The organism is Paractinoplanes tereljensis (assembly GCF_016862435.1).
GTDB lineage: Bacteria > Actinomycetota > Actinomycetes > Mycobacteriales > Micromonosporaceae > Actinoplanes > Actinoplanes tereljensis.
Genome location: NZ_BOMY01000034.1, coordinates 251,600 through 277,234, shown reverse-complemented (window position 1 = coordinate 277,234; position 25,635 = coordinate 251,600). Strand labels below are relative to the sequence as shown.

Below are 25,635 nucleotides of genomic sequence, written 5' to 3'. Positions count from 1 at the left end.
TGAGTCAGGGCAGCAGGTCCCGCCCGGCCGGGACGGAAGTCCCTGCCCCGCGGAGCGGCAGGTGACAAGCATGACCGGTGGGAGGCGATGGAGATGTTCTACCTGATCGTGGTCAGCGCGATGATCATCACGATTCTGGCGGTCAGTGCCTGGACGTGGCCGGCACTCGCGCAGGAGGCCGAGCCCTCGGCCGATCCGAAGCCCGAGCCCGAAGCTTCGGCGCCCCGGCAGAGTCTGGAGGGTGTGCTCGTCACCCAGCTGATGGCCGGCGAGATCAGCACCGCGCAGTACCGGCGGGCGGTGGAGGGCCTGGCCGCCCGCGACGAGGACCGCCACCCGATGGCCGTACCACCGGAGAACGGCACCGCCGACGCCTGACCGCGGCGGGACCTATGGCCCGGTCCGACCGGTCCATAGGCGGTGCCGGGGAACACCCGACCGGCCTAGCGTTCGGGTATGGGCAGTGAAGCAATCTCACCGCGGATCCGGCCCGTCGTTGTCGGCGTCGACGGTTCCCGCAGCACCACCGCCACGATCGACCTGGCGGTCACCGAGGCGATACGGCACGGGGTGCCGTTGCGGATAGTGCACGTGTGGCCCGGCCGCTACACCGGTGTCTTCCGGGGCCGCACCGCGGTGCCGACCCCGGCCGACGCGAAACGGCTGCTCGAGGTGACCGCGCGACGAGCCGAGCTGGCCGCGCCCGACCTGCCGGTCACCACCGAACTGCGCACCGGCGGCGCCGCGAACGTGCTGGCCCAGTGCTCGCAGGAGGCGGAACTGCTGGTCGTCGGGCACCGCGACAACCCGTTCACCCGCCCCAGCTGGGGTTCCACCGCCGCCTACCTGGCACACCACAGCGCCTCGCCGCTGATGGTCAACCGCGGCATCGCCCACGACGGCCCGGTGGTCGTCGCGTCGTCGGCCCGGCGTTCCGGTTCCGCGACGCTCGGCTACGCGTTCGCCGAGGCCGCCCTGCGCGGCGCCCGCCTGGTGGCGGTGCACATGTGGGCCCGCCCCGGCGGCGTCGACGGCGCCGTACCGGTGATCCGGGCCGGTGGCTTCGCCGGTGAGCGGGCCGAGGCGGGGGAGCGGCTGCGGGCGGCCCTGGAACCGTGGTCCGGCCAGTTCCCCGACGTCGAGGTGGAACAGCTGCTGGTGTCCGACCTCGACCTGCCGTACACCATCGAGCGCGCCTCGGTCCGCAGCCGCCTGCTGGTGGCCGGCATCGGCCAGACCGGCCGTTTCTCCGAACTGCTGTACGGCGGCGTCGGCCCGGCCCCGGTCGGCCTGCGCTCCCCGACCTCCCCGGCCCTGCTGGTCCCGGCCGGCTGGCCGATCGGTCAGCGGGTCAGCACCGGGGCCAGCACCTCGTGGACGTAGGTGTTCGGGTGCTGGCCGGTGAACCGGTCGGCCAGCGGGCCGAGTGCCGTGATGGGCACGCTCTGGGCGGTGTGTGAACCGGTGGTCCAGTCCAGGTTGAACTTCAGCGGGCTGCCCTTGATCGGGAACGGGCCGTCCTCGGCCGAGAGGCCGGTGCCGGACTCGTCGGTGGTGGCGGTGTCCTCGACGGCCAGGCCGCCCGTCTCGTGGTCGCCGGTGACGATCACCAGGGTGTCGGGGTGCGAGGCCGCGTAGTCGCGGGCCACCGTGACCGCCTTCTCCAGCTCGCCCATCGCCTGCAGGGTGCGGCGGCCGTTGTTGTTGTGCGCGAACTCGTCGACCGCCTCCTCCTCGACGAACAGGAAGAAGCCGTTGCGCTCGGCGGAGAGCGTGCCCAGGGCGGTGCGGGTCATGGTGGCCAGGCTGACCGGTGGGTCGTACACGTCGCCCTGGCCTTCCGGTTTTTGCTGGAAAAGTTCTTCGTTGGCGAACAGTCCCAGCAGCTTTCCCCGGCGGGCGGCGGTCAGCTGCGCGGCGGTGGAGACATAGTGGTAGCCGTCGGCGCGGGCCCGGGCGATCAGGTCGCCCTTGGTGCCGCGGCTGCCCTCCTCCGGGTCGGCGGCGGGCTTGTCCGGGTACGCCCCGGGCTGCCCGGCCGGCAACCACCAGTCCTCGCCGCCGCCCAGGATCACGTCCGGCTTGCTGACCTCCAGATATTGCCGGGCGATGTCGTCCTGCGCGGCCCGGTCGACGCTGTTGGCGAAGAACGCGGCCGGGCTGGCGTCGGTGACCTGGGCGGTGGTGACCAGGCCGGTGGCCTTGCCGGCCGCCTTGGCCTGCGCACCGAGCGTGGGCAGCGGGTTGCGGTGGACGTCGACGCTGATCGCGCCGTTGTAGGTGCGCTGCCCGGTGGCCCAGGCGCTGGCTCCGGCGGCCGAGTCGGTGACCGCGGTCGCCGGGTCGCGCGGGCTGGTGGTGAGCTGCCCGGACACCGGCAGCGAGTCCATCGTCAGCCGCCCGCCGAGGCCGGCGTAGAACAGGCGGGCGGCTTCGCGGTGCGCGGCGCCCATGCCGTCGCCGTTGATGAAGATGACATTGCGCGCGGTGACCCGGCCCTTGGCCGCGGCGTCGGTCCGGCCCGCGGACCGGGCCACGACCACCCCAAACCCCGCAACGGCCATGACCAGTACGGGCGCCAGCCACCGCACAGTACGCACCCTCATGTTCTCCTCCTCGGCTCCACCGAGTAAACGCCCGGTGGACACCGTGCAGGAGATTCGGCGCCGAAATGCCGGAACCTCCCGAAGTTCACCCCTCAGATGAGCACGTCGGTGACGTCCCGGCGCGGGCCCGGCCGCCCCGGGGTGCCGTATCCGAAGCGCAGCACCATCTGCGGGTGACCACTGCGGCCGAGCGCGCGGCGCAGCAGCGCACCGGCGGCCGGCACCTCGATCGGCTGGCTGATCATCGAGGTGTCCAGCCCGGCCGCGGTCGCCGTGAGCAGCACCTTCTGCATGGCCAACCCGGCCGCGATCTGGTCGACGGCCCGGTCCCCGCTGACCCCGAGCACGCCGAGCAGCGGCTCCGGCTCGTGGCTGACGAACAACCGCCCGGGCAACTCCTCCGGCGTACCGGGTAGTGGGGCGTCCCGCTGCAGGACCCGGCCGGCGCTCCGGGCAATCTCGCTGAAGGCGGCGATCGCGGTCGTGCCGACCAGCAGGTCGAGCCAGGCGCCCTCGCTGCGGGCGGCTTCCTTGAGGGCGGCCCGCATCCCGGCCGGCACCGGCGCCGGCCGGAACGGATCGCGATTGCTGTACCGGCGGGCGATCGCGGCGTGGAGTGCGGTCTCGGCGCTGGTCGCCGGCCGGGGCCGGCCCGGCATGAGCCGGGCCACCAGGTCGCGGTCGGCCGGGTCGGGATGCAGCGCGACGAGGGCGCGCTGCCCGGCCACGGCGAGCGCGAGCCGGGCGTTGCAGGCGGCGGCACCGCAGGCCATGCGGGCCGCCCAACCGCCCCGGCCGGGGTCGACCCGGATCTCGATGGCACCGTCGCGCAGCCCGAACAGCCACGGCTGAGCGTTGTGCATCGACGGCGCCCGGATGCCGGCCTCGGCCGCCCGAACCAGCGCTGCTTCGCCATAACCAGCACCGATCGGGGTCGTGTTCGGACTGCGCATGGCACGGCCTCCAGACGATTCGCGCCGGGCCTGGGAGCATCGGGCCGGGGAGCCGGTGACTTCGGCAGCGCGCATGGGTGAAGCTTCGGCGCGCCGGGCCGGGAGTGTCAGGGCCGTTGGTCACCAGCTCCATTGACAACCTTGAAATAATCGGGCAACGTCTTGTTAACGTTCACATTCGGGTGACTCCCCAGCAGTGTCCAGCCGATCTGGCACTGTTTCGCCTGCCCGCGAAAGGCACCCCATGCGTCTCCGTTCCCCCTGGCTGGCGGCGCTCGCCACGGCCGTCCTCACCGCCGTTTCCCTCGTCGTGATCGGTGGCAACGCCAGCGCCGCCGGCACCGGCCCCTGCGACATCTACGCCTCCGGCGGCACCCCCTGCGTCGCCGCGCACAGCACCACCCGCGCCCTGTTCGGCGCCTACTCCGGCTCGCTCTACCAGGTGCGGCGCTGGTCGGACGGGGCCACCTCGAACATCGGCGTGCTCAGCGCCGGCGGCTATGCCAACGCCGCCACCCAGGACTCGTTCTGCTCCGGCACGTACTGCACGATCGTCCGGATCTACGACCAGACGACGCGGCACAACGACCTGACCATCGCCCCGGGCGGCGGCGCCAACCCCACCGCCGACCAGGGTTCGAACGCGGCCGCACTGCCGGTGACGGCGGGCGGGCACAAGGTGTACGGCGTGTACATCTCGGCCGGTAACGGCTACCGCAACAACGCGACGAACGGCGTCGCCACCGGTAGCGCCGCCGAGGGCATGTACATGGTCACCGAGGGCACCCACGTCAACGACCGGTGCTGCTTCGACTACGGCAACGCCGAGACCAACAACCTGGACACCGGCAACGGCGACATGGACGCCATCTACTTCGGCAACCTGTGCTGGTTCTCGCCGTGCGCCACCGGTCCCCGGGTCGCGGCTGACCTGGAGAACGGCCTGTTCGCCGGCGGCAACGGCTCCAACACCGCCAACACCGGCCGGAACAGCGCGTTCGTCACCGCGGTGCTGAAGAACAACGGCACCTCGACGTACGCCATCAAGGACGGCAACGCCCAGTCCGGCAGCCTGGCCACCCGGTACAACGGGGCCCTGCCGACCCAGTCCGGCTACAACCCGATGACCAAGCAGGGCGCGATCATCCTGGGCATCGGCGGCGACAACAGCAACGGCTCGGTCGGCTCGTTCTTCGAGGGCGTGATGACCAGCGGTTACCCGTCGGACGCCACCGAGAACTCGGTGCAGTCGAACATCGTCGCGGTCGGTTACACCAAGAGCGTCACGTTCCCGGTCAACGGCGCCACCTACAAGCTGACCAACCTGCAGAGCGGCAAGCTGCTCGACGCGGTCAACTGCGGCACCGCCAACGGCACCGCGATCGACCAGTGGCAGGCCCTCGGCAACACCTGCCAGCAGTGGAAGTTCACCAATGTGGGCGCCAACAAGTGGACGATCACCAACGTCAACGCCAACAAGGTGCTCGACGCGGTCAACTGCGGCCTGGCCCTGGGCACCGCGGTCAACCTGTGGAGTTCGCTGGGCAACACCTGCCAGCAGTGGGCGGTCATCCCGGCCGGCAACGGCCGCTACGAACTGATTGTCGAGAACAGCGGCATGGTCCTCGACAACCAGGACTGCGGCACCGCCAACGGCACCTCGGCCCGCCTCTGGATGTGGCTGAACAACACCTGCCAACTCTGGTCCATCACCTCGTAACACCCGCCCTGCTCACCGGCACGCCCACCCGCGTGCCGGTAAGCAGCGGACGCGATCCGAGAACCAAACAGCTTTCCGGGTCAGAGTCGCGATCAATACCTCCTCCCCGTACGGGCGGCGACCTCCACAACCGCAACCGCACCCGACCGCCCGCACCCCGCGACCGGGGTGCAACACCGGCGCGTGCAGCGTCTCTCGCGCAACGAACCACCTACACCCCCCGACCTCCGCTTTGCCCTGCTCGCCTAAAGAGGGTGTTTCGTAGACATCCAGACGATTTGTCAACTTTTTACGGCACGGTGATCGGATGCGCCGAGGCCGGCGACCGGGCGGGGGCCCTCCCACCAAAACGGTCTTCAAGGTCTGCGTGTCGGAGTGGGCGGGAGGGCCGGGGCGCGGAATCGGCCCGCACGGAAGGTGCGAAAGCCTGTAGAACGCCCTCACGCCTAGAGCGGCGTGCCCGGCGCTTACCCGAGGTAAGCAGAGCAGGGCGTATAGGTGCGCAAAGCAAACTGTCGAACAGGCTGGCGTTTGTCCTGGTCGGCGGGGGTGAGTCGGGCGCGGTTGGGGTGGGTTGAGGTCTTGGGCCGGGACCGCCCGGGGCGGGCGCGCGGAGGGTGAGTTGCGCCTGGCGGGCCGAGTGCCACGGGACTGAGGTGGCGCGTACGGAAAAGGGATTGATCTTCTGAATCGCCGGCGTGGGCAGTGGGTGGCCGATCGGGGCGCTGCGGTGGCGGGTCGTTCGCCGCATGATGATGTGCGTGACCGTTCAATGGGGAATGTTGTCCACCGCCGCCATCGGGCGGGTCGTGGCCGGGGCGATTCGCGACTCCGCCGAGGCCTCGTTCGTCGCCGTCGCCGGGCGGGACGCGAACCGCGCCGCCGCCTACGCCGCTGAGCTCGGCGTGCCGCGCAGTTACGGGTCCTATGACGAACTGCTCGCCGACGACGCCATCGACGCCGTCTACATTCCGCTGCCGATCGCGATGCATGCGGAATGGACGATCAGGGCGTTGCAGGCCGGCAAGCACGTGCTGTGCGAGAAGCCGTTCGTGCCGGCCGCGGCCGAGGCCGAGGCCTGCTTCGATGCCGCTGAGAAGGCCGGGCGGCTGTGCGTCGAGGGGCTGATGTGGCGGCATCACCCGCAGACCGTCCTCGCTCAGCGGCTCCTCGCCGACGGTGCGATCGGCCGGCTCGCGTACATCCGGGCTGCTCTGACGGTTGATGTCCCGCCCGGCGACATCCGGCGCACCGGCGCCCTCGGCGGCGGGGCCGTCCTTGATCTGGGCTGTTACTGCGTCAGTGCGATCCGGCTGTTCGGCGGGGCGCCGCTGCGGGTGAGTGCCGAGCAGGTCGTCGACACCGCGCCCGGCGCCGGCGGCTGCGACCTGCGGCTGGCCGCCACCCTCGCGCTGCCCGGGGACGTGCTCGCCCAGTTCGACGTGGCCCTCGACCTCCCGCGCCGCGACGAGCTCGAACTCGTCGGCACGGCCGGGAAGATCATCCTCCCGGATCCGTGGATCTGCCGGCAGGGCCACGTCGTGCTGGAGCGGGACGGGCACGCCGAGCGGCTCCTGGCCGGGCCGGCGGGGGAGGACGTCGCCTACCGGATCGAGTTCGAGGCCGTCTCCCGGGCGATCGCCGGCGAGGTGGAACCGCCGTTCGGCCGGGCCGACGCGATCGAACAGGCCGCCACCCTCGAGGCAGTTCGGAAAGCCGCCGCCTTCTCCTATGGGTGATGTGGGGATAGGCTCCGGTCATGAGCTTGCGGATCGGAGTGGTCTTTCCACAGAACAGCCTGGGCGCCGACCCGGGCGAGGTGCGCGCCTACGGCCAGGCCGTCGAGGAACTCGGCTACCGGCACATCCGGATCGCCGACCACGTGCTCGGCGCCGACCGGGACGCCCACCCGGGCTGGACCCGCCCCTACGACGTCGACACCGAGATCCGGGAGCCGTTCGTGCTCTTCGGCTTCCTCGCCGCGATCACCGGCGTCGAGCTGGTGACCAGCGTGATCATCCTGCCGCAGCGGCAGACCGCGCTGGTCGCCAAGCAGGCCGCCGAGGTCGACCTGCTGACCGGTGGGAAGTTCCGGCTCGGCATCGGGGTCGGCTGGAACGCGGTCGAGTTCGAGGCCCTCGGCCAGTCCTTCGACGACCGTGGCAAACGCTACGACGAGCAGATCACCCTGCTGCGCCGCTACTGGACCGAGCGGTCGTTCACCCACCGTGGTGAGTTCGAGACGGTGACCGGGGCCGGCATCGCGCCGCGACCGGTCCAGCGGCCGATCCCGCTGTGGTTCGGCGCCCAGTCCGCCCCGGCCTACCGGCGGGCCGGCCGGCTCGGCGACGGCTGGTTCCCGATGGTGCAGCCCGGGCCCGACCTCGAGGCGGCCCGGCGGATCGTCGACCGGGCCGCCCTGGAGGCCGGCCGGGATTCGGCCGGCATCGGCATCGAAGGTGGTCTCGCCTGGACCGGCTCGCCCGACGAATTCGCCACCGGCGTGCAGGCCTGGCGGGAGACCGGCGCCACGCACCTCGCGATCAACACCTCGCAGATCGGCCGGGCCGGCGTGGACGCGCACCTCAAGGCCCTCACCGAGGCCGCCGAGGTGCTCCGATGACGCTGCTGCTCGCGCTGGAACTCGGCGACGCCGACGAGGAAACCGCCAGGGCCGCCGAGGCGGCCGGGTTCGCGCTGGTCACCCTGGGTGATTCGCCGGGCGGTCCAGGCATAGAGGCGGGCGTACGCGCGGCGCACCTGGCCCGCCGCACCAGCCGGATCGGGCTCGCGCCCACCCTGCACGTCACCACCACCGAGCCGTTCCACCTGGCCACCCAGCTCGCCTCGCTCGACCACGCGTCGCTGGGCCGGGCCGCCTGGGTGGTCGGCGCCGACAACACGCCCGCCGCCCTGGCCACCGTCGGTGGCGTGCCGCTGAGCGACGACGAGCTGCGCCGGGAGATCGCCGATGTGATCACGGTGGCCCGGCAGCTCTGGGACTCCTGGGAGGACGACGCGGTCATCCGCGAGGTGGCCACCGGCCGGTTCCTCGACGCCGACCGGGTGCACCACGTCAACTTCACCGGAGCCCGGTTCACCGTGACCGGGCCGCTGATCACGCCCCGGCCGCCGCAGGGCCACCCGGTCGTGCTCGGCGCCGACACCCTCGGCGTCACCGAGCTGCTGGACATCGCCCTGATCGCCGCGACCGACCTGGACGAGCTCGTCGAGCGGACCGCACGGGCGCGTGCTCACGGCGTACCCCTGGTGTTCGCTGACCTTGACTTTGCCGTTTTTGAATCGTGGCGCGATCGGCTCGACGGGGTCGTCGACGGCGTACGCCTGAATGCGGCCGGACCCACCACCCAGCCGCCGCCGGGCGGATCCACCCTGCGCGAGGCTCTCGGCCTGCCGCGGCCCGCCAACCAATTCGCCGGCGCACGATAGCGGAGGCATCATGCTTCATCTCGGTCTGTTCTTCACCGGCGTCGGCTCGCAATTGGTATGGACCGCCGACGATTTCGCCTCGCACACCCACATCGACACGTTCGTCAAGACCGTCAAGACCCTGGAACGCGGCCTGTTCGACGCGTTCTTCCTCGGCGAGGGCCTGCGGGTGCGGGAGAACCGCGGCCGCGTCTACGACCTCGACGTGGCCGGGCGGCCCGACGCCATTACCGAACTCGCCGCGCTGGCCGCCGAAACCACTCACATCGGGCTGGTCGCCACCCAGAACACCACCTACAACTTCCCGGCCGACCTGGCCCGGCGACTCGCTTCGCTCGACGCGATCTCCGGCGGCCGGGCCGGCTGGAACGTAGTGACCACCGACAATGCCTGGACCGGCGAGAATTTCCGGTACGGCGGATGGCTGCCGCACGATCGCCGGTACGAGCGGGCCGGGGAATTCGTCGCCGCGGCCAAGGAACTGTGGGCCGGCCATGCTGTTGACCGGCACACTGATCTTCTTGCGGTTAAAGCGCCGCCGACCGTGCCGGCCCGCCCGGTGATCTTCCAGGCCGGCGACTCGCCCGGCGGCCGCGACCTGGCCGCCCGGCACGCCGACGCGGTCTTCTCGGCCAACACCGACTTCGACAAGGCCCTCGCCTACGCCGCTGACCTGCGGTCCCGGCTGGTTGCCTACGGCCGCCGGCCGGACGCGGTGCGCATCCTGCCCGGCGCCTCGGTCGTCCTCGGCGACACCCCGGCCGAGGCGGCCGAGAAGGCGGTCTGGATCCAGCGCGAGCAGATCAACGGGCCGCGGGCGATCGCGTTCCTCGAGCAATATTGGAACAAGGACCTCTCCGGGTACGACCCGGATGGCCCGCTGCCCGACATCGAACCGGCCGAGGGCGAGCTCGACCCGTCCCGCGGCACGATCTCGATCGAGCACCGCACCGGCAAGCTGGAACGCATCGCCGGCTGGCGCAAGCTCGGCCTGTCCATCCGCGACCTGGTCATCCACGTCAGCCCGCGGCACAACGCGTTCGTCGGCACGCCCGGCCAGATCGCCGACGAGTGGGCCCGCTACGACGAGGCCGGGGCGGTGGACGGCTTCAACCTGCTGCCGCAGCTGCTGCCCGGCACCATCGAGGACGTGGTCGACAAGCTGGTGCCGGAACTTCAAGAACGAGGCATTTACCGTACGTCCTACGAAGGCACCACGCTCCGCTCGCATCTGGGCCTGCCGTGAAACGGTATCTGGGCACGGTTACCGGGGCTGGCGGCTTTCCCGGCCCGTACGAGCTGGCCCTTGATCCTTTGACCTCGACCTTGGAAACCGCGAAGCTGGTGGCGCGCCGCGCCGAGGCCGCCCGGATCGACGCCCTGTTCGTCCCCGACCTGCTGGTCTTCGGCGCGCAGGGCACGATCGGCGCGCAGGAGCCGCTGATCTTCGTGGCCGCGCTGAGCCAGGTCACCACGCACGCCGGCCTGATCGCGACCGTGTCGACCACGTTCCATCACCCGTTCAACCTGGCCCGGCTGTTCGGCACGCTCGACCACGTCAGCAATGGCCGGGCGGCCTGGAACCTGGTGACGTCGTCGATCGGCGAACGGAATTTCGGCGCAGGGGAGCTGCCGTCGCCCGAGCAGCGGTATGCCCGGGCGGCGGAGACCCTGGAGGTCGTGAACGCGCTCTGGGACAGTTGGCAGCCGGGTGCGCTTTCGCTGGGGCCGGACGGGCGCGCGGTCCTCGACCCCTCGCTGATCAAGCCGATCCACCATTCCGGTTCGTTCTTCGACGTGGAGGGCCCGCTCAACATCCCGCCGCTGCCGCAGGGCCGGCCGGTGCTGATCCAGGCCGGTCAGTCGGCTGCCGGCATAGCGCTAGGAGCCCGGTACGCGGAGATTGTCTTCACCGCCCTGCCGACCCTCGCCGACGCCTCTCTATTTGCGGACCGGATTCGTCGTCAGGCGGCCGCCCACGGGCGGAATCCGGGCCTGCCGCTCATTTTCAGTTCGTTCCACGCCACCTTCGGCGCAACTGCGGAAGAGGCCCGCCATCTGGTCCGGGAGCGGGTGGAGGCGATCGATTACGAGCGCGACCGGGCCCTGGTCTCGGACATGCTCGGCGGCGTCGATCTCTCTACGGCCGCCCTCGACAAGCCGCTGCCGGAGAGCTTGCTGCCCGAGATCGGCACCCTGAACCGGCGGCGGGGCCGAGCCGAGATCTTCAGCCGCCTGATCCGCGAGGGCCGCACCCTGCGGGAGCTGATCGTGTCCGCCCAGGACACCGGCCACTGGTCAGTGGCCGGCACCCCGTCCCAGCTGGCGGATGCGGTCCAGGAGCGTTTCGAGGCAGGAGTCCTGGACGTCCTCTCCCTGCAGGGCTTGGCCGACGACCGCCAACACGACTTCATCGTGAACGGCCTGCTCCCGGAGCTGCGAAAACGAGGCATCGTAAAGCCCGACTACCAAGGCACAACCCTCCGCGAAAACCTCAACCTGAAGTAACGCCGGCCAGACGGCGTCCGGTTCTCGCTCCGTAAGCCGAGCAAGGTGGCCGGTCGGTGCGGGCCGAATCCGCAAGATCCGCGTCGGTGGGATTCCAACCACACCGATTCGGCGAGGTGGCGGCACTCCTCCGGGTCCGCACCACATCGGCTCGGCGTTATCGCCGCAGATGAACTTGCACGCCCGCGTGAGGTGCGCGGCGCCCTCTGATCGACTCGCTCTCAAGGAGGTGGGGCTCTCGCGAAGCGCTGGAAGAGCCCAACATCCTTATCTTTGAAAACGCGCGCCGCTGTCTGCCCGCCGGGCCGGCCCCGATCGAGATCCGCCGTGCTGATCTGCCGATGAGCGCCCCCATCCGAGTGCCTGACTTCCCGGACGGGCGGATACCAGTCTGCCGCCCAGTCGGCGCAGTCAAGTCGTATGAGACCAGTGCACACATCTGAGATGAGTGCGCTCGATCATGCCGAATTTGTGCCGCCTTGAGTTTGCAGGCATATGCGAATACCTCAGATATTGAGCCCGTTTGAGATACTAAAGGTAAGCAAATTCCGGGAGCGGCCGGATCTCTGTCGAAACGGGAGGTCTCGTGGATGTTGGAACTGTATTTGCTGGCGTGATTGGAGGCAGCCTGACTCTGGCCGGTCAGCATCTGCTTGGGGTCGCCCAAGACTGGCGTAAAGAGCGGACAGCAATAGTGACCGCACGTACCGGGCTTCGCGAAAGACTGGTTCAGCAAGTTCACGCAATGGGGCAGGTGACGGCTGCCGAGTATGTCGAGGCGAGTCTGAGGGGATCGCTCGACTCAACTCAATGGGATGCAGCACAGCTGAGACTCTCGGCGGCATGGCTAGCGTTCTCTGATGCGCACACCCTTGTGCCGCGCCTTGGTAGCGCGGATCTGGTTGCCGCGGCGCATCGCGCTCATACAATGTTTGCGCTTCGAATCAACTGCTTCTTCAACGAGCACCCGGGTGCGATAAATCAGTACCTATCAAAATTGAAAGACGAGTGCCCCGAGCTGACGGCAGAGGACTTTAGGTGGAACCTCGATGTCTACGCCGCGAACAGAAGGGCTTACTGGGATATTTCTCACGAAATAGACCGCATTAGCCTCCAGCTCGGGAATGATGACGCAAACACATCTTTGAGGAGGCTGCGACGAGTCCACCCGGCGCAACCCGCGGTACGCGATATCAGCGACTTATATCGCGAGCACCTTTGGCCCAAGGGTCACTACATTGCCTTGTCGAGATATCGACGTTGAAGTCGTTTGCGAAGTGGTTCCGCCGTGCTCTGGAAAGTGCGTATGACGACGACTCGTCAAGGGCTGCGGCGTCCGGATCTGCCGCAACTGGCGCGGCGACATCATGTCGAACTACCAGATCCCCATTCCCAGATGCGTATCTTGCCGTCATAGCCGCTGGCCGGCCGTCCAGCCCGACCTCAGGCGACCGACGTCAGGGGCTGGCCGCCGGGCGGGGCCACGGCGGGGCGTCGGTGGCGGTGTCGACGAGCAGGAGACCGTCAGCGCCGCGTCCGAGCGGGTAGCGCTCGGGTGTCGCTCAACCCGGCGAGCGCGGCGGTTGCGCGGAGCGCGGTCGTCGTATCGGGCCGCTCGATCGCATCGCGCAGTGCGGCGGTGTGGGGCCGGACGGTCGGGCCGCCGGTCGGGAGTGCCTCCGCTGAGTGCTGCTGACGAGTGCGGACGTGTCGGTGAGCCGTCGGCCACGGCGGCCCGGAGTCCCTGCGTCGGCAACCGTGATCCGATCATCCGGGCAGGTGGAACAGCCGATCGCGGGTATGACGTACTGTGCGCCGGTGTCCACGTCCCGCATCATCGCGACCACGATCGGCGTCGGCGCATCAACGGTCGCCGGCTACGGCATGTACCGGCTGATGCTCATCGGCTCATGCACCGGCGACGGCTGCGACACGAGCATCTGGGTCTTCGTCGTCGCGCTGCTGTTCGCGGTCATCTCCGCCATGGTCGGCGACACCCTGCTCCTCATCGCGACGCTGCTCGCCGGCCTCGGCATCGGCGCGGTGCTCGGCCCGCTCACCGACCCGAACGGCCAATGGGTCGGCTACATCATCGGCGCGACGCTGGTGCTCAGCAGCCTCGCCACGGTGCTGGTCGGCCGCGCAACCCGCAAGGCCATGGCCGGCATGCGGGCCGCGATCCGCGACAGCCTGCCGGCCGTCACGCCCGACACCCTGCAGACGACCGGCCGGGCCGCCGTCGCCGAGGTGCTGGCGGTGCGGGAGACCGGCACGACCGTCAACGACAACCCGGTCGTCGGCCTGCGGGTCCGGATGACCCCGACGGACGGCGGCACCCCGGTGGAGGGCGAGAAGAACGCACTCGTGTCCCGGCTGAACATTCCGCGCGTCGGCGAGCGGTTCGCGGCCGGCTACGACCCCGGATCGCCCGACTCGTTCGTCCTGATTCTCGCGGTTACTGATCACACCCCCGCACATCTGCGCGAGGTGTACGAGCGGGTGCGCCCGGAGGCCACGCCCGGGTCCGACCTTCTGGAGCGGCTCGGCAAGCTCAACGAACTGCGTCTGGCCGGCGCGCTGACCGAGGCGGAGTTCGAGCGGCAGAAGGCGAAGCTGCTCGATCCCACTGGCTGACGGCAGGCGAGGGGCTACCTCCTGCGAGCACAGCTCAGCTCGGCCGGTACGTCATGGTTCTTTTGTGGGCCGCCGCCGGCGGCCCGGGGCATGGGCTGGCGTGGGGCTCCCGACGGGTACAAGCCGCGATCACCAACCTCTCTGGGCCGCCGACACCCGACATCGAGTCCCGCACATGGTGATCCGTCCCGTACGGTAAGGGCGTGTCATCCACTCCGGAGCCGGACAAGCGGCTGGAGATTGTGTTGTCGGAAGCGCTGCGTGCGTTGTCGCATCAGCAGTCGCTGCTGGACAATCTGCGGTCACGGGCGACTCTGCTGACCACCGCGGCTGCCCTGGTCATATCGTTTCCGGTGGTTTCCAGCGTGCGGCGGGCTGAGATCGGGGTGTCCGCCGGGGTCGCGGCGGTGGCGCTCGTCGGAGTGCTGATGTGCACGCTGGTGATCTGCGCGCCTTGGTGGCATTGGAAGTTCCGATCGAGCGCTGGCCAGCTGCTGCTGGCCGTCGACGAGGGGCACGACCTCGACTCGCTTCGCCGTCATCTCGCCAAGGATTTCGAGCGCTGGCTGGACGACAACGAGCGGAAGATCGGCATACTGCAGTGGTGGTTCACCGCGGGCCTGCTGATGCTCGGCCTGGAGGTCGCCGCGTGGGCGTTCCAACTCGCCGTCACGGTCCACTGATCGTGAGCGGACAACCACCATTTTCAGCCCGGAACGGGCTCCACGACAGAGGGAACAGGGACTAGCCCTCACTTCAGCGGGGCGAACCGCAGTCTCGTGACCGCGACTGGCGCGCCGCTGTCCGTGGCGGGCCGGATGAGCACCATGTCGATGCCTCCGTGGGCCTGGACCTTGTCGTCCGTCACCGTGAGGGTCATGGTGACGTCGCTGGTCAGGTCCTTGTAGATGACATCCATCGTGAGGGTGTTAGGTGTCAGCGCAGTGACTTGGAGTGCGCCGGCTGGGCTGTCCGCAAGGAAGTCGATCAGCAACGGCACGGTGTGGCACTGGGTGGGATCGTCGGGAAGGCTCGAGGTCAGAAACTTCCCGGCGGGACCGTCGACCACAGCGGCGCTGCGCGCGTTGGCGCAGCCCTTGATCGTGGTGGCACCGGGATCGGCGGAGACTAGGAAGCCCTCGCTACGGAAGACGTCGGAGGACACCACGCCGGGTGGCGGGCTGTTCAGGGCGACCTCTCGCATCGGCTCGGTACTGGACGGCGACGCCGTTGTCGGGGTGACGGACTCCGAGGCTCCCGGGAACGGAGCCGGGCCCGAGGAACCGCCACGGAGGAAGGCGGTGGCGAAGACCACCGCGAGCACGGCGAGGCCGCTACTGATCGCCGCCGGCGCGCGGAATCCCCGGGACGGCTTATCGATGACCGGCCACGTCGGTGTAATGGTCTGGCCTGTGGGCGGCGGGCCGGGGTCGGGTGTCGGTTCCTGCCCGGCAAGCGTCATGTCGGAAGTATCCCTGTCGGCGAATGCGGTGCAGTCCGATTGTGGCCGCCCTCGCCCGTCGGTGGCAATCGCCTACCGGCGGATTCAGGTGGTGGGCAGATAGGCGAGGACGGCCAGAATGCGTCGGCCCGCAGCAGATCAGTTCCGTGTGCCGGGGCTGGTCCTTAGCCACCGCAGACGAAGAGCGAGCGCCATCGACACCTCCTGGACCGCAACTGAAGTTCGGGGGCGTGGAACGTCCCCGGTCCGGACCTGGAACGTCCCCTCCTACCGCCCGGCCGACCCGGTCGCGAAGCTGGCGAGCAGCCAATGTTCGAAAGATTCGGAGAACCTCGTGAAACGACCGGGTAACCGCACCGCGGCCATTCTCACCACCGCGCTGGCCTGACCCCTTGCGAGCGGCTCCGAACGGCCGCCACCACCCTGCTCTCTTGATCCAGGCCGCGCATAACATAGTGCGCGACGTCGTGGACGCCGGGCCTCTGGCGTGCGCTCACATCGTGGACGGCCGTGGGCGTGGTCGCTTCACTTCACCATGCGGAAGAGTGGATGCCGCAGCCATGCGGCGAGTAGATCGGCATCAACGACGTGGGACACCGCGACTTCGTCGTCCGCCGTGCGGTACGGAATCTCGTGCGAGCGGCCGGAGAGAGTTGCGATCGTTGCCCTCGAGAGGTCGTCCCACTCTTGGAGGCCGAGGCCTGACTCCAGCGCTGACCGGACCGAGACGCCTGGCGGCGGAGGCACCGGGAGCAGCCCGCCGAGGTCGATGAGACCGCCGTACCGTCGGGCTATCGCTACCGCGAGGTGTGCAAGGAAACGATGGTCGTCCTTTCCGTTCACAGCTGCGGCCAAGACCACCTCGATGCCTGGCCGGAAACCGAGGGCACGCTCCAGGCTTGCCGCCTCATCGGCGTCGTCGCCTTCGTAGGCAGTCGGCTCGACGAGCATTGACCCGGTCCGTAGCGGGCTTTCCATATCGAGGCGGTGAGGCTCCCGGAGCAACCACCAGTCGCCATCAATGTCCGGAGTGAGCGACTCCGCGAGCCAGCCTCGGAACTCGTCGAGGCAGGCCGTAGCGAAGATGCCCGGTGTCAGAACTGCAGCAGTAGGACCGGCCATGGTGCGATCGTATTGGCCGCGGCGACGGCTACCCCGGCATCCAGATCTGCCGCTGATGCCGCCTGCTGGACCTCGGCCTTGTCCGATGGTGACGCCGATGCCCGGCCCTCGGGGTGAGGGCCGGGCATCTTTCAGGTGGGGCGCGGTCCGCGAGAGCCTCGGACCGCGAGGATCCCGGTCAGCTGGAGAGGGTGGCCGTGTAGAGCAGGCGGTTCGGGGAGCCCGAGCCGGGGCTGGTCACCACGCCGGTGGTGGCGGCGTTGACGATGGCCGCGTTTACCGTGGTCACCGACGCTCCCGGGTGGGCGGCCAGATACAGCGCCGCCGCGCCGGCCACGTGCGGGGACGAGAACGACGTGCCGCTGCCGGTGTACGTGGCGGTGTTGCTGGTTCGCCAGTCTGAGGTGATCGAGACGCCGGGGGCGAACAGGTCGAGCACCGAACCGTAGTTCGACCAGGAAGCCTTGGCGTCGGTGTTGCTGGTCGCGCCGACCGTCAGGGCCTCCGTCACCCGGGCGGGGGAGCTGTTGCTGGCGTTGACGCCCGAGTTGCCGGCGGCGATGGCGTACGGGATGCCGGCCGTGATCGAACGCCGGACCGCGGCGTCCAGGGTGGAGCTGGTGCCGCCGCCCAGGCTCAGGTTGGCCACCGAATAGCCGGCGCGGGCGTTGGCGGTGACCCAGTCGATGCCGGCGATAACTCCGGCGGTGGTGCCGGAGCCGTTGTTGTCCAGCACCCGCACGCCGACCACGCTGGCGCTCTTGGCGATGCCGTACGTCGTGCCTACCGCGACGCCGGCCACGAACGTTCCGTGGCCGTTGCCGTCCTGGGCCACGTTGTCGCCGTCCACCGCGTCGTAACCGTAGCTGGCCCGGCCGCCGAAGTCGGTGTGGGTCACGGTGATGCCGGTGTCCACCACGTAGACGGTGACGCCGCTGCTCGGGCCGTACGTGTAGGTGGTGCTCAGCGGCAGTGCCCGCTGGTCGGAGCGGTCCAGGCCCCACGGTGCCGAGCTCTGGGTGTCGGCGATCCGGACTACCTGGTCGGCCTCGACCGACGCCACCGACGGGTCGGCGGCCAGCCGGGCCGCCTGCCGGGACGTCAGCTTGGCCGCGTAACCGTCGACGGCGTGGCCGAAGACCCGGGTGACGTTGCCGCCGTACCGGCTGCTGAGCCGGCCGGCGTCGGAGACCGCGCCGTCCTTCAGGGTGACCAGGTAGCTGCCGGCGACCGCGTCGGGACTGCCGGCGTTCAGGACGGTGGACGTCGGCGCGGCCGCGAAGGCCGGGGCCGAGACGGTGATCGCGAGGGCCGCACCGGCGGCAACCGCGGCGGCGAGAGTGGAACGCATGGCTCCTCCAAGGGGGTGACAGAACGTCGCCATCGACGTCTGCCAATCAACTTAGGGAGCGGGTTTTTATTGACGGTCAACGATACGTTAGGGACCTGTCATGGTCTTGATACAGCTCAGCCTTTGCGGCCCGTCGCGGTCCACAGGTTGATATCGGACCGCGCCGGCGTGGTCACGCCCGGCTCCGGGCGCCACTCGCTGGCCGGCACCACGCCCGGCTCGACCAGGTCGAGGCCCTCGAAGAGGTCGGTGAACTCGTCCTTGGGGCGGGTCCACACGTCCGATTTGCCCTCCTCGATCAGCTGGCGGTAGAGGGCCTGCTGCTCCGGCGTGCCGAAGTCGGAGGTGGCGTGGGTGGCGACCAGGTAGCTGCCCGGCGGCAGCGCGTCGAGCAGTTCCCGCACGATCGGCTTGGCCGCGCCGTCGCCGTGCACGAAGTGCAGCACCGCGATCAGCATCAGCGCGATCGGCTGGGCGAAGTCGAGGGTGGACCGCACGACCGGGTCGGCCAGGATCTTGGCCGGGTCGTTGAGGTCGGCCTCGATGTACGCGGTGCGGCCCTGCGGGCTGCTGGTCAACAGGGCGCGAGCGTGCACCATCACCATCGGGTCGTTGTCGACGTAGACGATGCGGCTGTCAGGTGCGACCGACTGGGCGACCTCGTGGGTGTTGTCGGCCGTGGGAAGGCCGGTGCCGATGTCGAGGAACTGGCGGATGCCGGCCTCGGCGGCGAGGAATCGGGTGGCCCGCTGCAACAGTGCCCGGTTGGCGAGGGCGCCGAGGCGCACCTTCGGGAACAGCGCCTGTAGCTGGTCACCGGACTCCCGGTCGGCGGCGAAGTGGTCCTTGCCGCCGAGCCAGTAGTTGTATCGCCGGGCCGGGTGCGCCACCGTCGTGTCGAGTTCGTCCACGAGACGATCATAGTCTTCCACGTCTCGATTCCCCGCCGCCGGGACGGGCGTTCTACCCGTTGACGGAGTCGCGCCAGGCGACCCAGTCGCGGAGCTCGGTGAAGTCGTAGTCGGGGCCGCCGGTGCCGACCGTGAAGGTGGTGACGCCCAGGTCGAGCAGCGCTTGTCCCTTCTCGGCCGGCTTGCCGCCGACGCCGGCCGAGATCTCGATCTCGGCCGGGTCGCGGCCCACCGCCGCGCAGTGCTCGCGCAGGATGCCGGTCTTGCGCTCGACGGTCTCGGCGTCGCCGAAGCTGTGCCAGATGTCGGCGTGCTTGGCGACCAGCTTCAGCGTCTTCTTCTCGCCGCCGCCACCGATCAGCACCGGGATCTTGCGGGTCGGCGCCGGGTTCAGCTTGGCCAGCCGCGATTCGATCCGCGGCAGATCCTCAGCCAGCTTGTCGAGGCGCCCACCGGCGGTGCCGAACTCGTAGCCGTACTCGTCGTAGTCCTTCTCGAACCAGCCCGAACCGATGCCCAGGATCAGCCGCCCGTCACCGATGTGGTCGACCGTGCGGGCCATGTCGGCCAGCAGCTCCGGGTTGCGGTAGCTGTTGCAGGTCACCAGGGCACCGATCTCGGCCCGGGAGGTCTGCTCGGCCCACGCGGCGAGCATCGTCCAGCACTCGAAGTGCAGGCCGTCCGGCTCGCCGTAGAGCGGGTAGAAGTGGTCCCAGTTGAACAGGATGTCCGCGCCGATGTCCTCCGCCTCGGCGGCGGCACGGCGGATGGTCTTGTAGTCGGCGTGCTGGGGCTGAATCTGCACACCGATCCGGACAGGCCTCGAAGTCATGATCCAAAGCCTAGTGCGCGCAACAGACAACGACAGGCAACTGCCCTGAGGACGTAACCGGCAAGCCGGAAGCGCACCCACCAACCGACCGCACCCGGCAGCGAGCAGCGAGGAACCAAAGTCCCGGCCGTCACGTGTCCCCAACCGTCTACCGCAACAAACCCCAACGACGAAAGCGTGACTAGCCCCAGGGCCCGGTGATCACGCAGGTAACCCCCGGGTACTGCACGTTGATGAACAGGTGCTGGCCGTCCGGGGTGAAGGTGGCGCCGGACATCTCGCTCGCGCCGGTCGGGCCCGGGGAAGGGAAGTCCTCCGGACTCCAGAAGTGCAGGTCGAGTGGGGCGATCACCTTGGCCAGGTTGGCAATCGTCCCCCGCGGGGTGAGGATGCGCAGCCAGTTGTCGCCGCCGTCCTCATCCTCGCCGTCGCCGTCCTCCGCCAGCAGGATCGTGCCGCTGGGGGAGACCGCCACCGTGTCCGGCTGGTTCAGCGTCTTGGCGTTGGGCGACTCGAAGAGCAACTGCAGCTTGCCGCCGGAGTGGCTGGTCGGCACAAACCGCCAGACCTGCCCGTTCTCGCCGTCGCCGGCCTCGCTGGCGACGAACGTGACCCCACCATCGGACCAGGCCGAACCCTCCAGGCCGAGGAACCGGCAGCCGCCCTTGGCCCGGCCCTGGCTGTAGACCGCGCCCGGGTTGTCCTCGGCGTCGCTCGGGTCGGGTTCGTCGACGGTGACCCAGTGGGTGTCGAGGACCTCGCCGACGCGCTGGCCGGTCGACGTGTCGTACTCCTTGTCGCCGTTGATCGCGAGCATCTGCAGGGTGCCGCCGGCCGCGAGCCGGCCGGGCCGGCGCGGGACGAACCGGTAGAAGCCGTCACCTGGGTCGCCGTTGTCCTCGGTCATGTAGACGATGCCGGTGCGGGGGTCGACCGGGGCGGTCTCGTGCTCGAAGCGGCCCATCGCCTTCAGTGGCACCGGCTGCACGGGACCCCGGGCGGCCGACGGGACCTCGAAGACGTACCCGTGCGGTTTCTCGAAGCCGGCGCCGGCGCCCTCGGTGGTTTCCTCGCAGGACAGCCACGACCCCCAGGGGGTGGGTGCGCCGCTGCAGTTGCTGAGGGTGCCGTTGAGGACCAGGAAGCTCTCCAGCAGCCGCCCGGACCCGAGGTCGTAGAGCGACGAGGTGACCCCGGCCGGCCCGGCCCGGTCGTACGCGTTGGTCTTGCCGAGGGCGGACAGCTGGATGCCGGGGGTGTCGCTGTCGACCTCGTGGTTGCGAATGATCCGAACCCGCCCGTGGCCGACCGGGAAGACGGCCTGCCCGTCGTGACAGCCGGGTGTCGGCAGGCCGTCGCTCATCCGGCTGCCGGCCGCGCCGAACGTCCGGTAGCTGAACCGGGCGGGCAGCGCGAGTTCCTTACCGGCCGCCTTGAGCGGGCCGTAGCCGTCCACCAGCGGCGACGGGGCAGAAGCAGAAGCGGAGGCCGCCGCCGCACCGCCGGGGAGGGCCAGAACTCCGCCGCCGAGCAGGCCGAGGCCTCCGGCGGCGGCGAGAACGTCACGTCGTTTCAAAGTCATGACTGTCAGGCTCGACCCGTCAGGTGAACAGTCAACCCTTCACCGGTGACCGGCGAGCGTCGCGGTCAGGGCCTCCTCGGCCGGCGTCGCCCGTACCCCCAGCTTTTCGTGGATCTTGTCGCTTTTCACCACGAACGGCTCTTCGAACAGGTACTTCATCTCGGCCAGCAACGCCCGGGACATCTCGCCGCGCAACCTGCCCTTGCGGGTGTGTGCGTCGTAGGCCCGGTCCTCGGTCAACGGAAGGCCGTTCGCCCGCCCGTACATGTAGACGTTTTCCATGCTGACCAGCCGGGCGTCGTTGGCGACGGCCGCGGCCAGGACGCCGGCCTGCAAGGCCGGGAATTCCTGCACCCAGCGGTCGTAGGGCGGGTTGAGGGTCTGATGGACCACGGCTGCGCCGCGGGCGACCCGCGCGGTGAAGGCCTGGTCGGCGGCGTTTCCGCCGACAATCTTGACCCCGGCGGGTACGGGCGCCGCACCCGACCGGTTGACCATGGTGACCTGTTCGCCCCGCCGCCGCAGAGCTTCCATGGTGGCCAGCCCGACCGCGCCCGTGCCGAAGATGACATGGCTCATGCCGGCACCCCGACCGGCTTGCGCGTCCACACCAGGCGCACCGCGAAGGCGACCAGCCAGACGCTCCACAGCACGTACCCGATGAAGTTGAGGAAGTCGACCCCCGGCACACCCAGCGGCGACACCACCCCGGTGGCGATCAGCACCGCCGAGACCCCGCCCAGGACCGGGAACCACGAACCTGCGGCCCAGCGCGGCCAGCACCAGCAGCGTCCAGGCGGCGGTCAGCGCGTAACCGAGGGTCTCGCCGATCAGGGTGCCGAGCACGTGGTGGGCGGTCTCGAACGAGTCCCGGTCACCGTCCGCGGCGTACCCCGGAACCAGGACGAACCACCGCGACAGACCCACCACCTGGACCACCGCCGCGCCGATGCCGACCGGCACCGCGAGGCGCATCGCCCGGCCGGCGGCCAACCGGCCGACGCCGATGGCGATCGGCGCGAACAGCGCCGCCGAGAGCGTGAGCACCACGAACCAGCCGACGACTTTTGTCTCATTCGCGACGAAGGCCGTGAGGATGACGTCGGTCGGCTCCTTGAGGATGTCCGGGTAGTTGAAGACGCTGCCCAGGGCGGTGAAGGCAAGGTTGGTGAGCACGGCCGCGACGATCAACAGCACGGCGGTCAGCTTGCGGTTCATGAGAATTCCTTTCCAGGGGTACGGGCAATGCCCGCGATGCGGGCGACCAGTTCGTTGCCGGGGTGGTCGGCGAGGTGGTCCCGGGCGAGCACGTCGACCCGGTCGAGGTCACCCGCCAGGTACGCCGTCGCGATCGCCACCGTCTGCCGGTCCCGCGGCGTCGTTGCCGCTGCCTTCGCCCGGGCGAGCAGCCGCAACGCGGTCTCGACCAGGGCGGCGGGGTCATCCGGTTCGGTCATGGGGCACTCTCGCCGCTTCGGCTGACGCGCGGCTGACGCGCGGCTGACGCGCGGCTGACGCCGCCGATTTAGGCTGCGTCAGTGCTGACGGTCGCGGTCCTGGGGCCTCTTTCGGTACGCCGTGACGGCGTGCCCGTGGCGGTGCCGAGCGGGAAGACGACCGAGGTGCTGATCCGGCTCGCCCTCGAGGCCGGCCGGCCGGTCCGGGCCGCGGCACTGATCGAGGACCTGTGGGACGGCGCGGCCAGCCCCAACGCGCTGCAGGCCAAGGTGTCCAAGCTGCGCCGGGTCCTCGGCGATCCGGGCCTGGTCAGCGGGGACGCGCTCGGTTACACCCTGCACGTGGCGCCCGGTGAGGTGGATGCCCTGCGGGTGCTGGCCGACCCGGACGCGGTCGCCGGGCTGGCGCTGTTCGCCGGTGACGAGATCCTGCCGGACGCGGGGGAGGGGGCCTGGGTGCAGCCGTGGCGGGCCCGGCTCGCCGACGCGCGCCTGCGGCTGGCCGAGCTGTCGTTCGCGGTTCGGCTCGACGGTGCCGTGGTCGGCGAGCTCGAAGCCCTGGTCGCCGCCCATCCGCTGCGCGAGGAGCTGTGGCGGCTGCTGATCACCGCGCTCTACCGGGACGGCCGGCAGGGGGACGCTTTGGCCACGTTCCGGCGGGCGCGGACCGTGCTGGCCGACGAACTCGGCGTCGATCCGGGGCCTCTGCTGCGGGCTCTGGAACGGCAGATCCTGGTGCAGGACGCGGCGCTGGCGCCCGGCAACCTGCCGGCGCTGTCGTCGTCGCTGATCGGGCGGGAGGGCGACCTGACCGCGGTGGCCGGGCTCCTGGCCGGGTCGCGGCTGGTCACCGTCGTCGGGCCGGCCGGGGTCGGCAAGACCCGGCTCGCCGTCGAGGTGGCTCGCGGCTCGGGTGGGTGGCTGGTGCGGCTCGACACGGCCGGGTCGGTCTGGGCGGCCGTCGGGGAGGCGTTCGCGATTGCCGAAGCCACCCCGGCGATGGTGCTCGACCGGCTGCGCGGGCTGCAGGGCCTGGTGCTGCTGGACAACTGCGAACACCTGGTCTTGGCTCTTGCTCCCGTGGTGGAGAGCATTCTCGGGGCGGCACCGGGGGTCACGCTGCTCGCCACCAGCCAGGTACCGCTCGGGCTGGACGGCGAGATCACGTACACGCTGGAACCGTTGCCGCCGGACGCTGCCGCCACGCTGTTCCGGGAGCGGGCCGGGCGGCACCGCCGGATCGCGGCCGACGAGGACGTCGGCGGGGTGATCCGGCGACTGGACGGGTTGCCGCTCGCCATCGAGCTTGCCGCGGCGCGCACCAAGGCGCTGCCGGTGCCGGAGATCGCGCGGCGGCTCGACGACCGGTTCGCCGTGCTGCGCGACCCTCATGGGCGGCGGCCGGCTCGGCAGCGCACCCTGCATGCGGCCATCGGGTGGAGCTACGACCTGCTCTTTCCCGACGATCAACGCGGGTTGTGGGCGCTGTCGGTGTTCGCCGGAGGTGCACCGCTCCCTGCCGTCGAACAGGTGCTCGGGGAACTGTCGGTGCCCCGGGCGGCGGCCTTGGACGTGCTGGACCGGCTGGTCGACCGGTCGCTGGCGTTCGCGGACATCGGGGATGGGTCGGTGCGCTATCGGCTCCTCGACAGCGTGCGGGCCTTCGGCGCGGAGCGGTTGACGGACGCCGGGCTGACCTCGGTCGCAGCGTCCGCGCATGCCGCCTGGTACGCGTCCGCCGCCGGGCGAGCGGCGGCGGGCCTCCGCGGTCCGGAGCAGGCGTCGCATCTGGACTTCGCCCGCCGCGAACGCGCGAACCTCGACGCGGCCGTGACCTGGACCCTTGACCACGACCCGGCGCTCGGCCTCCGGATCGTCAACGGATTCGGCTGGGCCTGGATCTTCCTGGGAGCCGGCGCGGCCGCCGCGGCCCGCAGCCGTTCGATGCTCGCCGCCGCGGACTCCGCGCCGGGTCTGGCAGCCTCCGCGCCGGGCTCTGCGGCCGAGGACCGAGTGGATGCGCTGCTGTTCGCCAGCTGGTTCGAGGCGTCCGGCGGTGACCTTGAGCGGGCCTTTGCCGATGTGGCCGCCGCTCGGGCGATCTCGCCGCTGCCCCGGACGCTGCTGTTTCAGGCGTTTCTGCACAGCCAGCAAGGCCGGCCCGCCGAGGCGCTGGTGGCGCTGGGTGAGTTCCGGCCGTTCGCCGCCGGCTGGGAACTCGGCGCTGCCTGGCTGCTGGAGGCCTGGGCGCGGACCGCACTCGGGGAGGTTGCCCAGGCGGCGGCCGCCTGCGAGGACGCGCTGCGGCTGCTGACCCCGCTCGGCGACGCCTGGGTGCTCAGTCACGCTGAGGCCCTGCTCGGCGGGCTGGCTCAGGCTGGACACGCGTACCCCGCAGCGGTCGATCACCTGGCCCGGGCCGCTTCCGGTGCCCACCGGCTGGGGTTTGCCGCCGCCGAGGCGCTGCACCTGGCTAACCTCGGGCGGGCGCAGCAGCAGAACGGCATGCTGCCGGAAGCCCTGGAGACCCTGGACCGGGCGGCCGCGACCGCCGAATCGGTGGGGGAGCTGCGGGGCGCCGCCTTCGCCCGCACCCGCCGGGCCCGGGTGCTGCGCGCGCTGGGCCGCCTCGACGAGTGCCGGGCCGAGCTGGGTACCGCCCGGGGCTGGTACGAGACGGCCGGCGGCGGCGACGGGGACCTGCTCTCCGCGCAGATGATCGCGGCCCTCGACGACGACCGGCCCGCACTCGAGCGGGTGCTCGCCGCGGCCCGGGCGGCCGGTGACCACGAGGTCGAGTTGCTCACCCTGGACGCCCTCGCCCGCCGGCACGCCGCCGCCGGCGACCACCTCGCGGCCGGCGTCCTCGCCGCGGCGGCCGACGCACTGCTGCCCGCGGTCGGCCATCAGGTGACGCCGGCCGACCGCCTGGACCGCATTATCTAGGACTCCGCCGACAGGATTATCGACAATCTTGTCGTCCATTGTGGCCGCCGCTCGGTCCCGGCTGCGCTCCGCCCGCGCTCTGTCCGTGCAGAAAAGCATGT

General features: G+C 70.3%; 22 protein-coding genes. 12 read left to right on the top strand and 10 right to left on the bottom strand.

The window, feature by feature from the left end:
- The first annotated feature begins 87 nt into the window (after nt 1-87).
- Both Ate02nite_RS26390 and Ate02nite_RS26385 read left to right on the top strand, forming a co-directional pair.
- Entirely contained in the window at nt 88-378 is a 291-nt protein-coding gene (locus Ate02nite_RS26390) for a hypothetical protein (protein ID WP_203810120.1), read from the top strand.
- A 78-nt stretch (nt 379-456) separates the two neighbouring features.
- Nucleotides 457-1,383 (top strand): universal stress protein, encoded by a 927-nt coding sequence (locus Ate02nite_RS26385; protein ID WP_203810118.1) that lies wholly within the window; start codon nt 457-459, stop codon nt 1,381-1,383.
- On the opposite strand, the gene Ate02nite_RS26380 is transcribed toward Ate02nite_RS26385, so the two are convergent.
- Complete coding sequence (locus Ate02nite_RS26380) at nt 1,344-2,606, bottom strand: alkaline phosphatase (protein WP_203810116.1); 1,263 nt, start codon at nt 2,604-2,606, stop codon at nt 1,344-1,346. The genes Ate02nite_RS26385 and Ate02nite_RS26380 overlap by 40 nt on opposite strands.
- A gap of 92 nt (nt 2,607-2,698) precedes the next feature.
- Nucleotides 2,699-3,559, bottom strand: coding sequence for a nitroreductase family protein (locus tag Ate02nite_RS26375; RefSeq protein WP_203810114.1), 861 nt, complete (start codon nt 3,557-3,559; stop codon nt 2,699-2,701).
- A 244-nt stretch (nt 3,560-3,803) separates the two neighbouring features.
- Here Ate02nite_RS26375 and Ate02nite_RS26370 point away from each other — a divergent pair, with 244 nt between their 5' ends.
- The 9 genes from Ate02nite_RS26370 (at nt 3,804) to Ate02nite_RS26330 (ending at nt 14,554) form a co-directional block, all read left to right on the top strand.
- The gene (locus Ate02nite_RS26370) at nt 3,804-5,279 is read left to right on the top strand and encodes an arabinofuranosidase catalytic domain-containing protein (protein ID WP_203810112.1); all 1,476 of its coding nucleotides are present in this window, start codon (nt 3,804-3,806) and stop codon (nt 5,277-5,279) included.
- Between the two features lie 761 nt (nt 5,280-6,040).
- The gene (locus tag Ate02nite_RS26365) at nt 6,041-7,018 is read left to right on the top strand and encodes a Gfo/Idh/MocA family protein (protein ID WP_203810110.1); all 978 of its coding nucleotides are present in this window, start codon (nt 6,041-6,043) and stop codon (nt 7,016-7,018) included.
- 26 nt (nt 7,019-7,044) lie between these two features.
- On the top strand, nt 7,045-7,902 hold the full coding sequence (locus Ate02nite_RS26360) for an LLM class F420-dependent oxidoreductase (RefSeq protein ID WP_203810440.1): 858 nt from the start codon (nt 7,045-7,047) through the stop codon (nt 7,900-7,902).
- The gene (locus tag Ate02nite_RS26355) at nt 7,899-8,729 is read left to right on the top strand and encodes an LLM class flavin-dependent oxidoreductase (protein ID WP_203810109.1); all 831 of its coding nucleotides are present in this window, start codon (nt 7,899-7,901) and stop codon (nt 8,727-8,729) included. The genes Ate02nite_RS26360 and Ate02nite_RS26355 overlap by 4 nt, the downstream gene beginning before the upstream one ends.
- Nucleotides 8,730-8,739: 10 nt before the next feature.
- Nucleotides 8,740-9,975, top strand: coding sequence for an LLM class flavin-dependent oxidoreductase (locus tag Ate02nite_RS26350; RefSeq protein ID WP_203810107.1), 1,236 nt, complete (start codon nt 8,740-8,742; stop codon nt 9,973-9,975).
- The gene (locus tag Ate02nite_RS26345) at nt 9,972-11,237 is read left to right on the top strand and encodes an NtaA/DmoA family FMN-dependent monooxygenase (RefSeq protein WP_203810105.1); all 1,266 of its coding nucleotides are present in this window, start codon (nt 9,972-9,974) and stop codon (nt 11,235-11,237) included. Before Ate02nite_RS26350 ends, Ate02nite_RS26345 begins: the two co-directional genes overlap by 4 nt.
- Before the next feature lie 586 nt (nt 11,238-11,823).
- Nucleotides 11,824-12,501 carry a hypothetical protein gene (locus Ate02nite_RS26340; RefSeq protein ID WP_203810103.1) on the top strand — a complete coding sequence of 226 codons (678 nt, stop codon included), beginning with the start codon at nt 11,824-11,826 and terminating at the stop codon, nt 12,499-12,501.
- 554 nt (nt 12,502-13,055) lie between these two features.
- Nucleotides 13,056-13,871: an SHOCT domain-containing protein gene (locus Ate02nite_RS26335; RefSeq protein ID WP_203810101.1), complete on the top strand. Its 816-nt coding sequence runs from the start codon at nt 13,056-13,058 to the stop codon at nt 13,869-13,871.
- A 203-nt stretch (nt 13,872-14,074) separates the two neighbouring features.
- Nucleotides 14,075-14,554, top strand: coding sequence for a hypothetical protein (locus tag Ate02nite_RS26330; RefSeq protein ID WP_203810099.1), 480 nt, complete (start codon nt 14,075-14,077; stop codon nt 14,552-14,554).
- Between the two features lie 68 nt (nt 14,555-14,622).
- Here Ate02nite_RS26330 and Ate02nite_RS26325 read toward each other — a convergent pair whose 3' ends face one another.
- From Ate02nite_RS26325 to Ate02nite_RS26290, 8 genes are all read right to left on the bottom strand, one after another.
- Nucleotides 14,623-15,333 carry a hypothetical protein gene (locus Ate02nite_RS26325; RefSeq protein ID WP_203810097.1) on the bottom strand — a complete coding sequence of 237 codons (711 nt, stop codon included), beginning with the start codon at nt 15,331-15,333 and terminating at the stop codon, nt 14,623-14,625.
- Nucleotides 15,334-15,858: 525 nt separating this feature from the next.
- Entirely contained in the window at nt 15,859-16,455 is a 597-nt protein-coding gene (locus Ate02nite_RS26320; RefSeq protein WP_203810095.1) for a DUF6368 family protein, read from the bottom strand.
- Nucleotides 16,456-16,633: 178 nt separating this feature from the next.
- The gene (locus tag Ate02nite_RS26315; protein ID WP_239147704.1) at nt 16,634-17,806 is read right to left on the bottom strand and encodes a S8 family peptidase; all 1,173 of its coding nucleotides are present in this window, start codon (nt 17,804-17,806) and stop codon (nt 16,634-16,636) included.
- Between the two features lie 116 nt (nt 17,807-17,922).
- A complete protein-coding gene (locus tag Ate02nite_RS26310) occupies nt 17,923-18,717 on the bottom strand; it encodes an SAM-dependent methyltransferase (protein ID WP_239147703.1) in 795 nt (264 codons plus the stop codon).
- Between the two features lie 52 nt (nt 18,718-18,769).
- A complete protein-coding gene (locus Ate02nite_RS26305; RefSeq protein ID WP_203810089.1) occupies nt 18,770-19,549 on the bottom strand; it encodes an LLM class F420-dependent oxidoreductase in 780 nt (259 codons plus the stop codon).
- 181 nt (nt 19,550-19,730) lie between these two features.
- Nucleotides 19,731-21,131: an alkaline phosphatase PhoX gene (locus Ate02nite_RS26300; RefSeq protein ID WP_203810087.1), complete on the bottom strand. Its 1,401-nt coding sequence runs from the start codon at nt 21,129-21,131 to the stop codon at nt 19,731-19,733.
- A 39-nt stretch (nt 21,132-21,170) separates the two neighbouring features.
- Nucleotides 21,171-22,349: a Rossmann-fold NAD(P)-binding domain-containing protein gene (locus Ate02nite_RS26295; protein WP_203810085.1), complete on the bottom strand. Its 1,179-nt coding sequence runs from the start codon at nt 22,347-22,349 to the stop codon at nt 21,171-21,173.
- Nucleotides 22,346-22,588, bottom strand: a complete 243-nt coding sequence (locus tag Ate02nite_RS26290; RefSeq protein WP_203810083.1) for a hypothetical protein — start codon at nt 22,586-22,588, stop codon at nt 22,346-22,348. The genes Ate02nite_RS26295 and Ate02nite_RS26290 overlap by 4 nt, the downstream gene beginning before the upstream one ends.
- 81 nt (nt 22,589-22,669) lie before the next feature.
- On the opposite strand from Ate02nite_RS26290, the gene Ate02nite_RS26285 reads away from it, so the two are divergent.
- A complete protein-coding gene (locus Ate02nite_RS26285; RefSeq protein ID WP_203810081.1) occupies nt 22,670-25,534 on the top strand; it encodes an ATP-binding protein in 2,865 nt (954 codons plus the stop codon).
- The last annotated feature ends 101 nt before the right edge of the window (nt 25,535-25,635 follow it).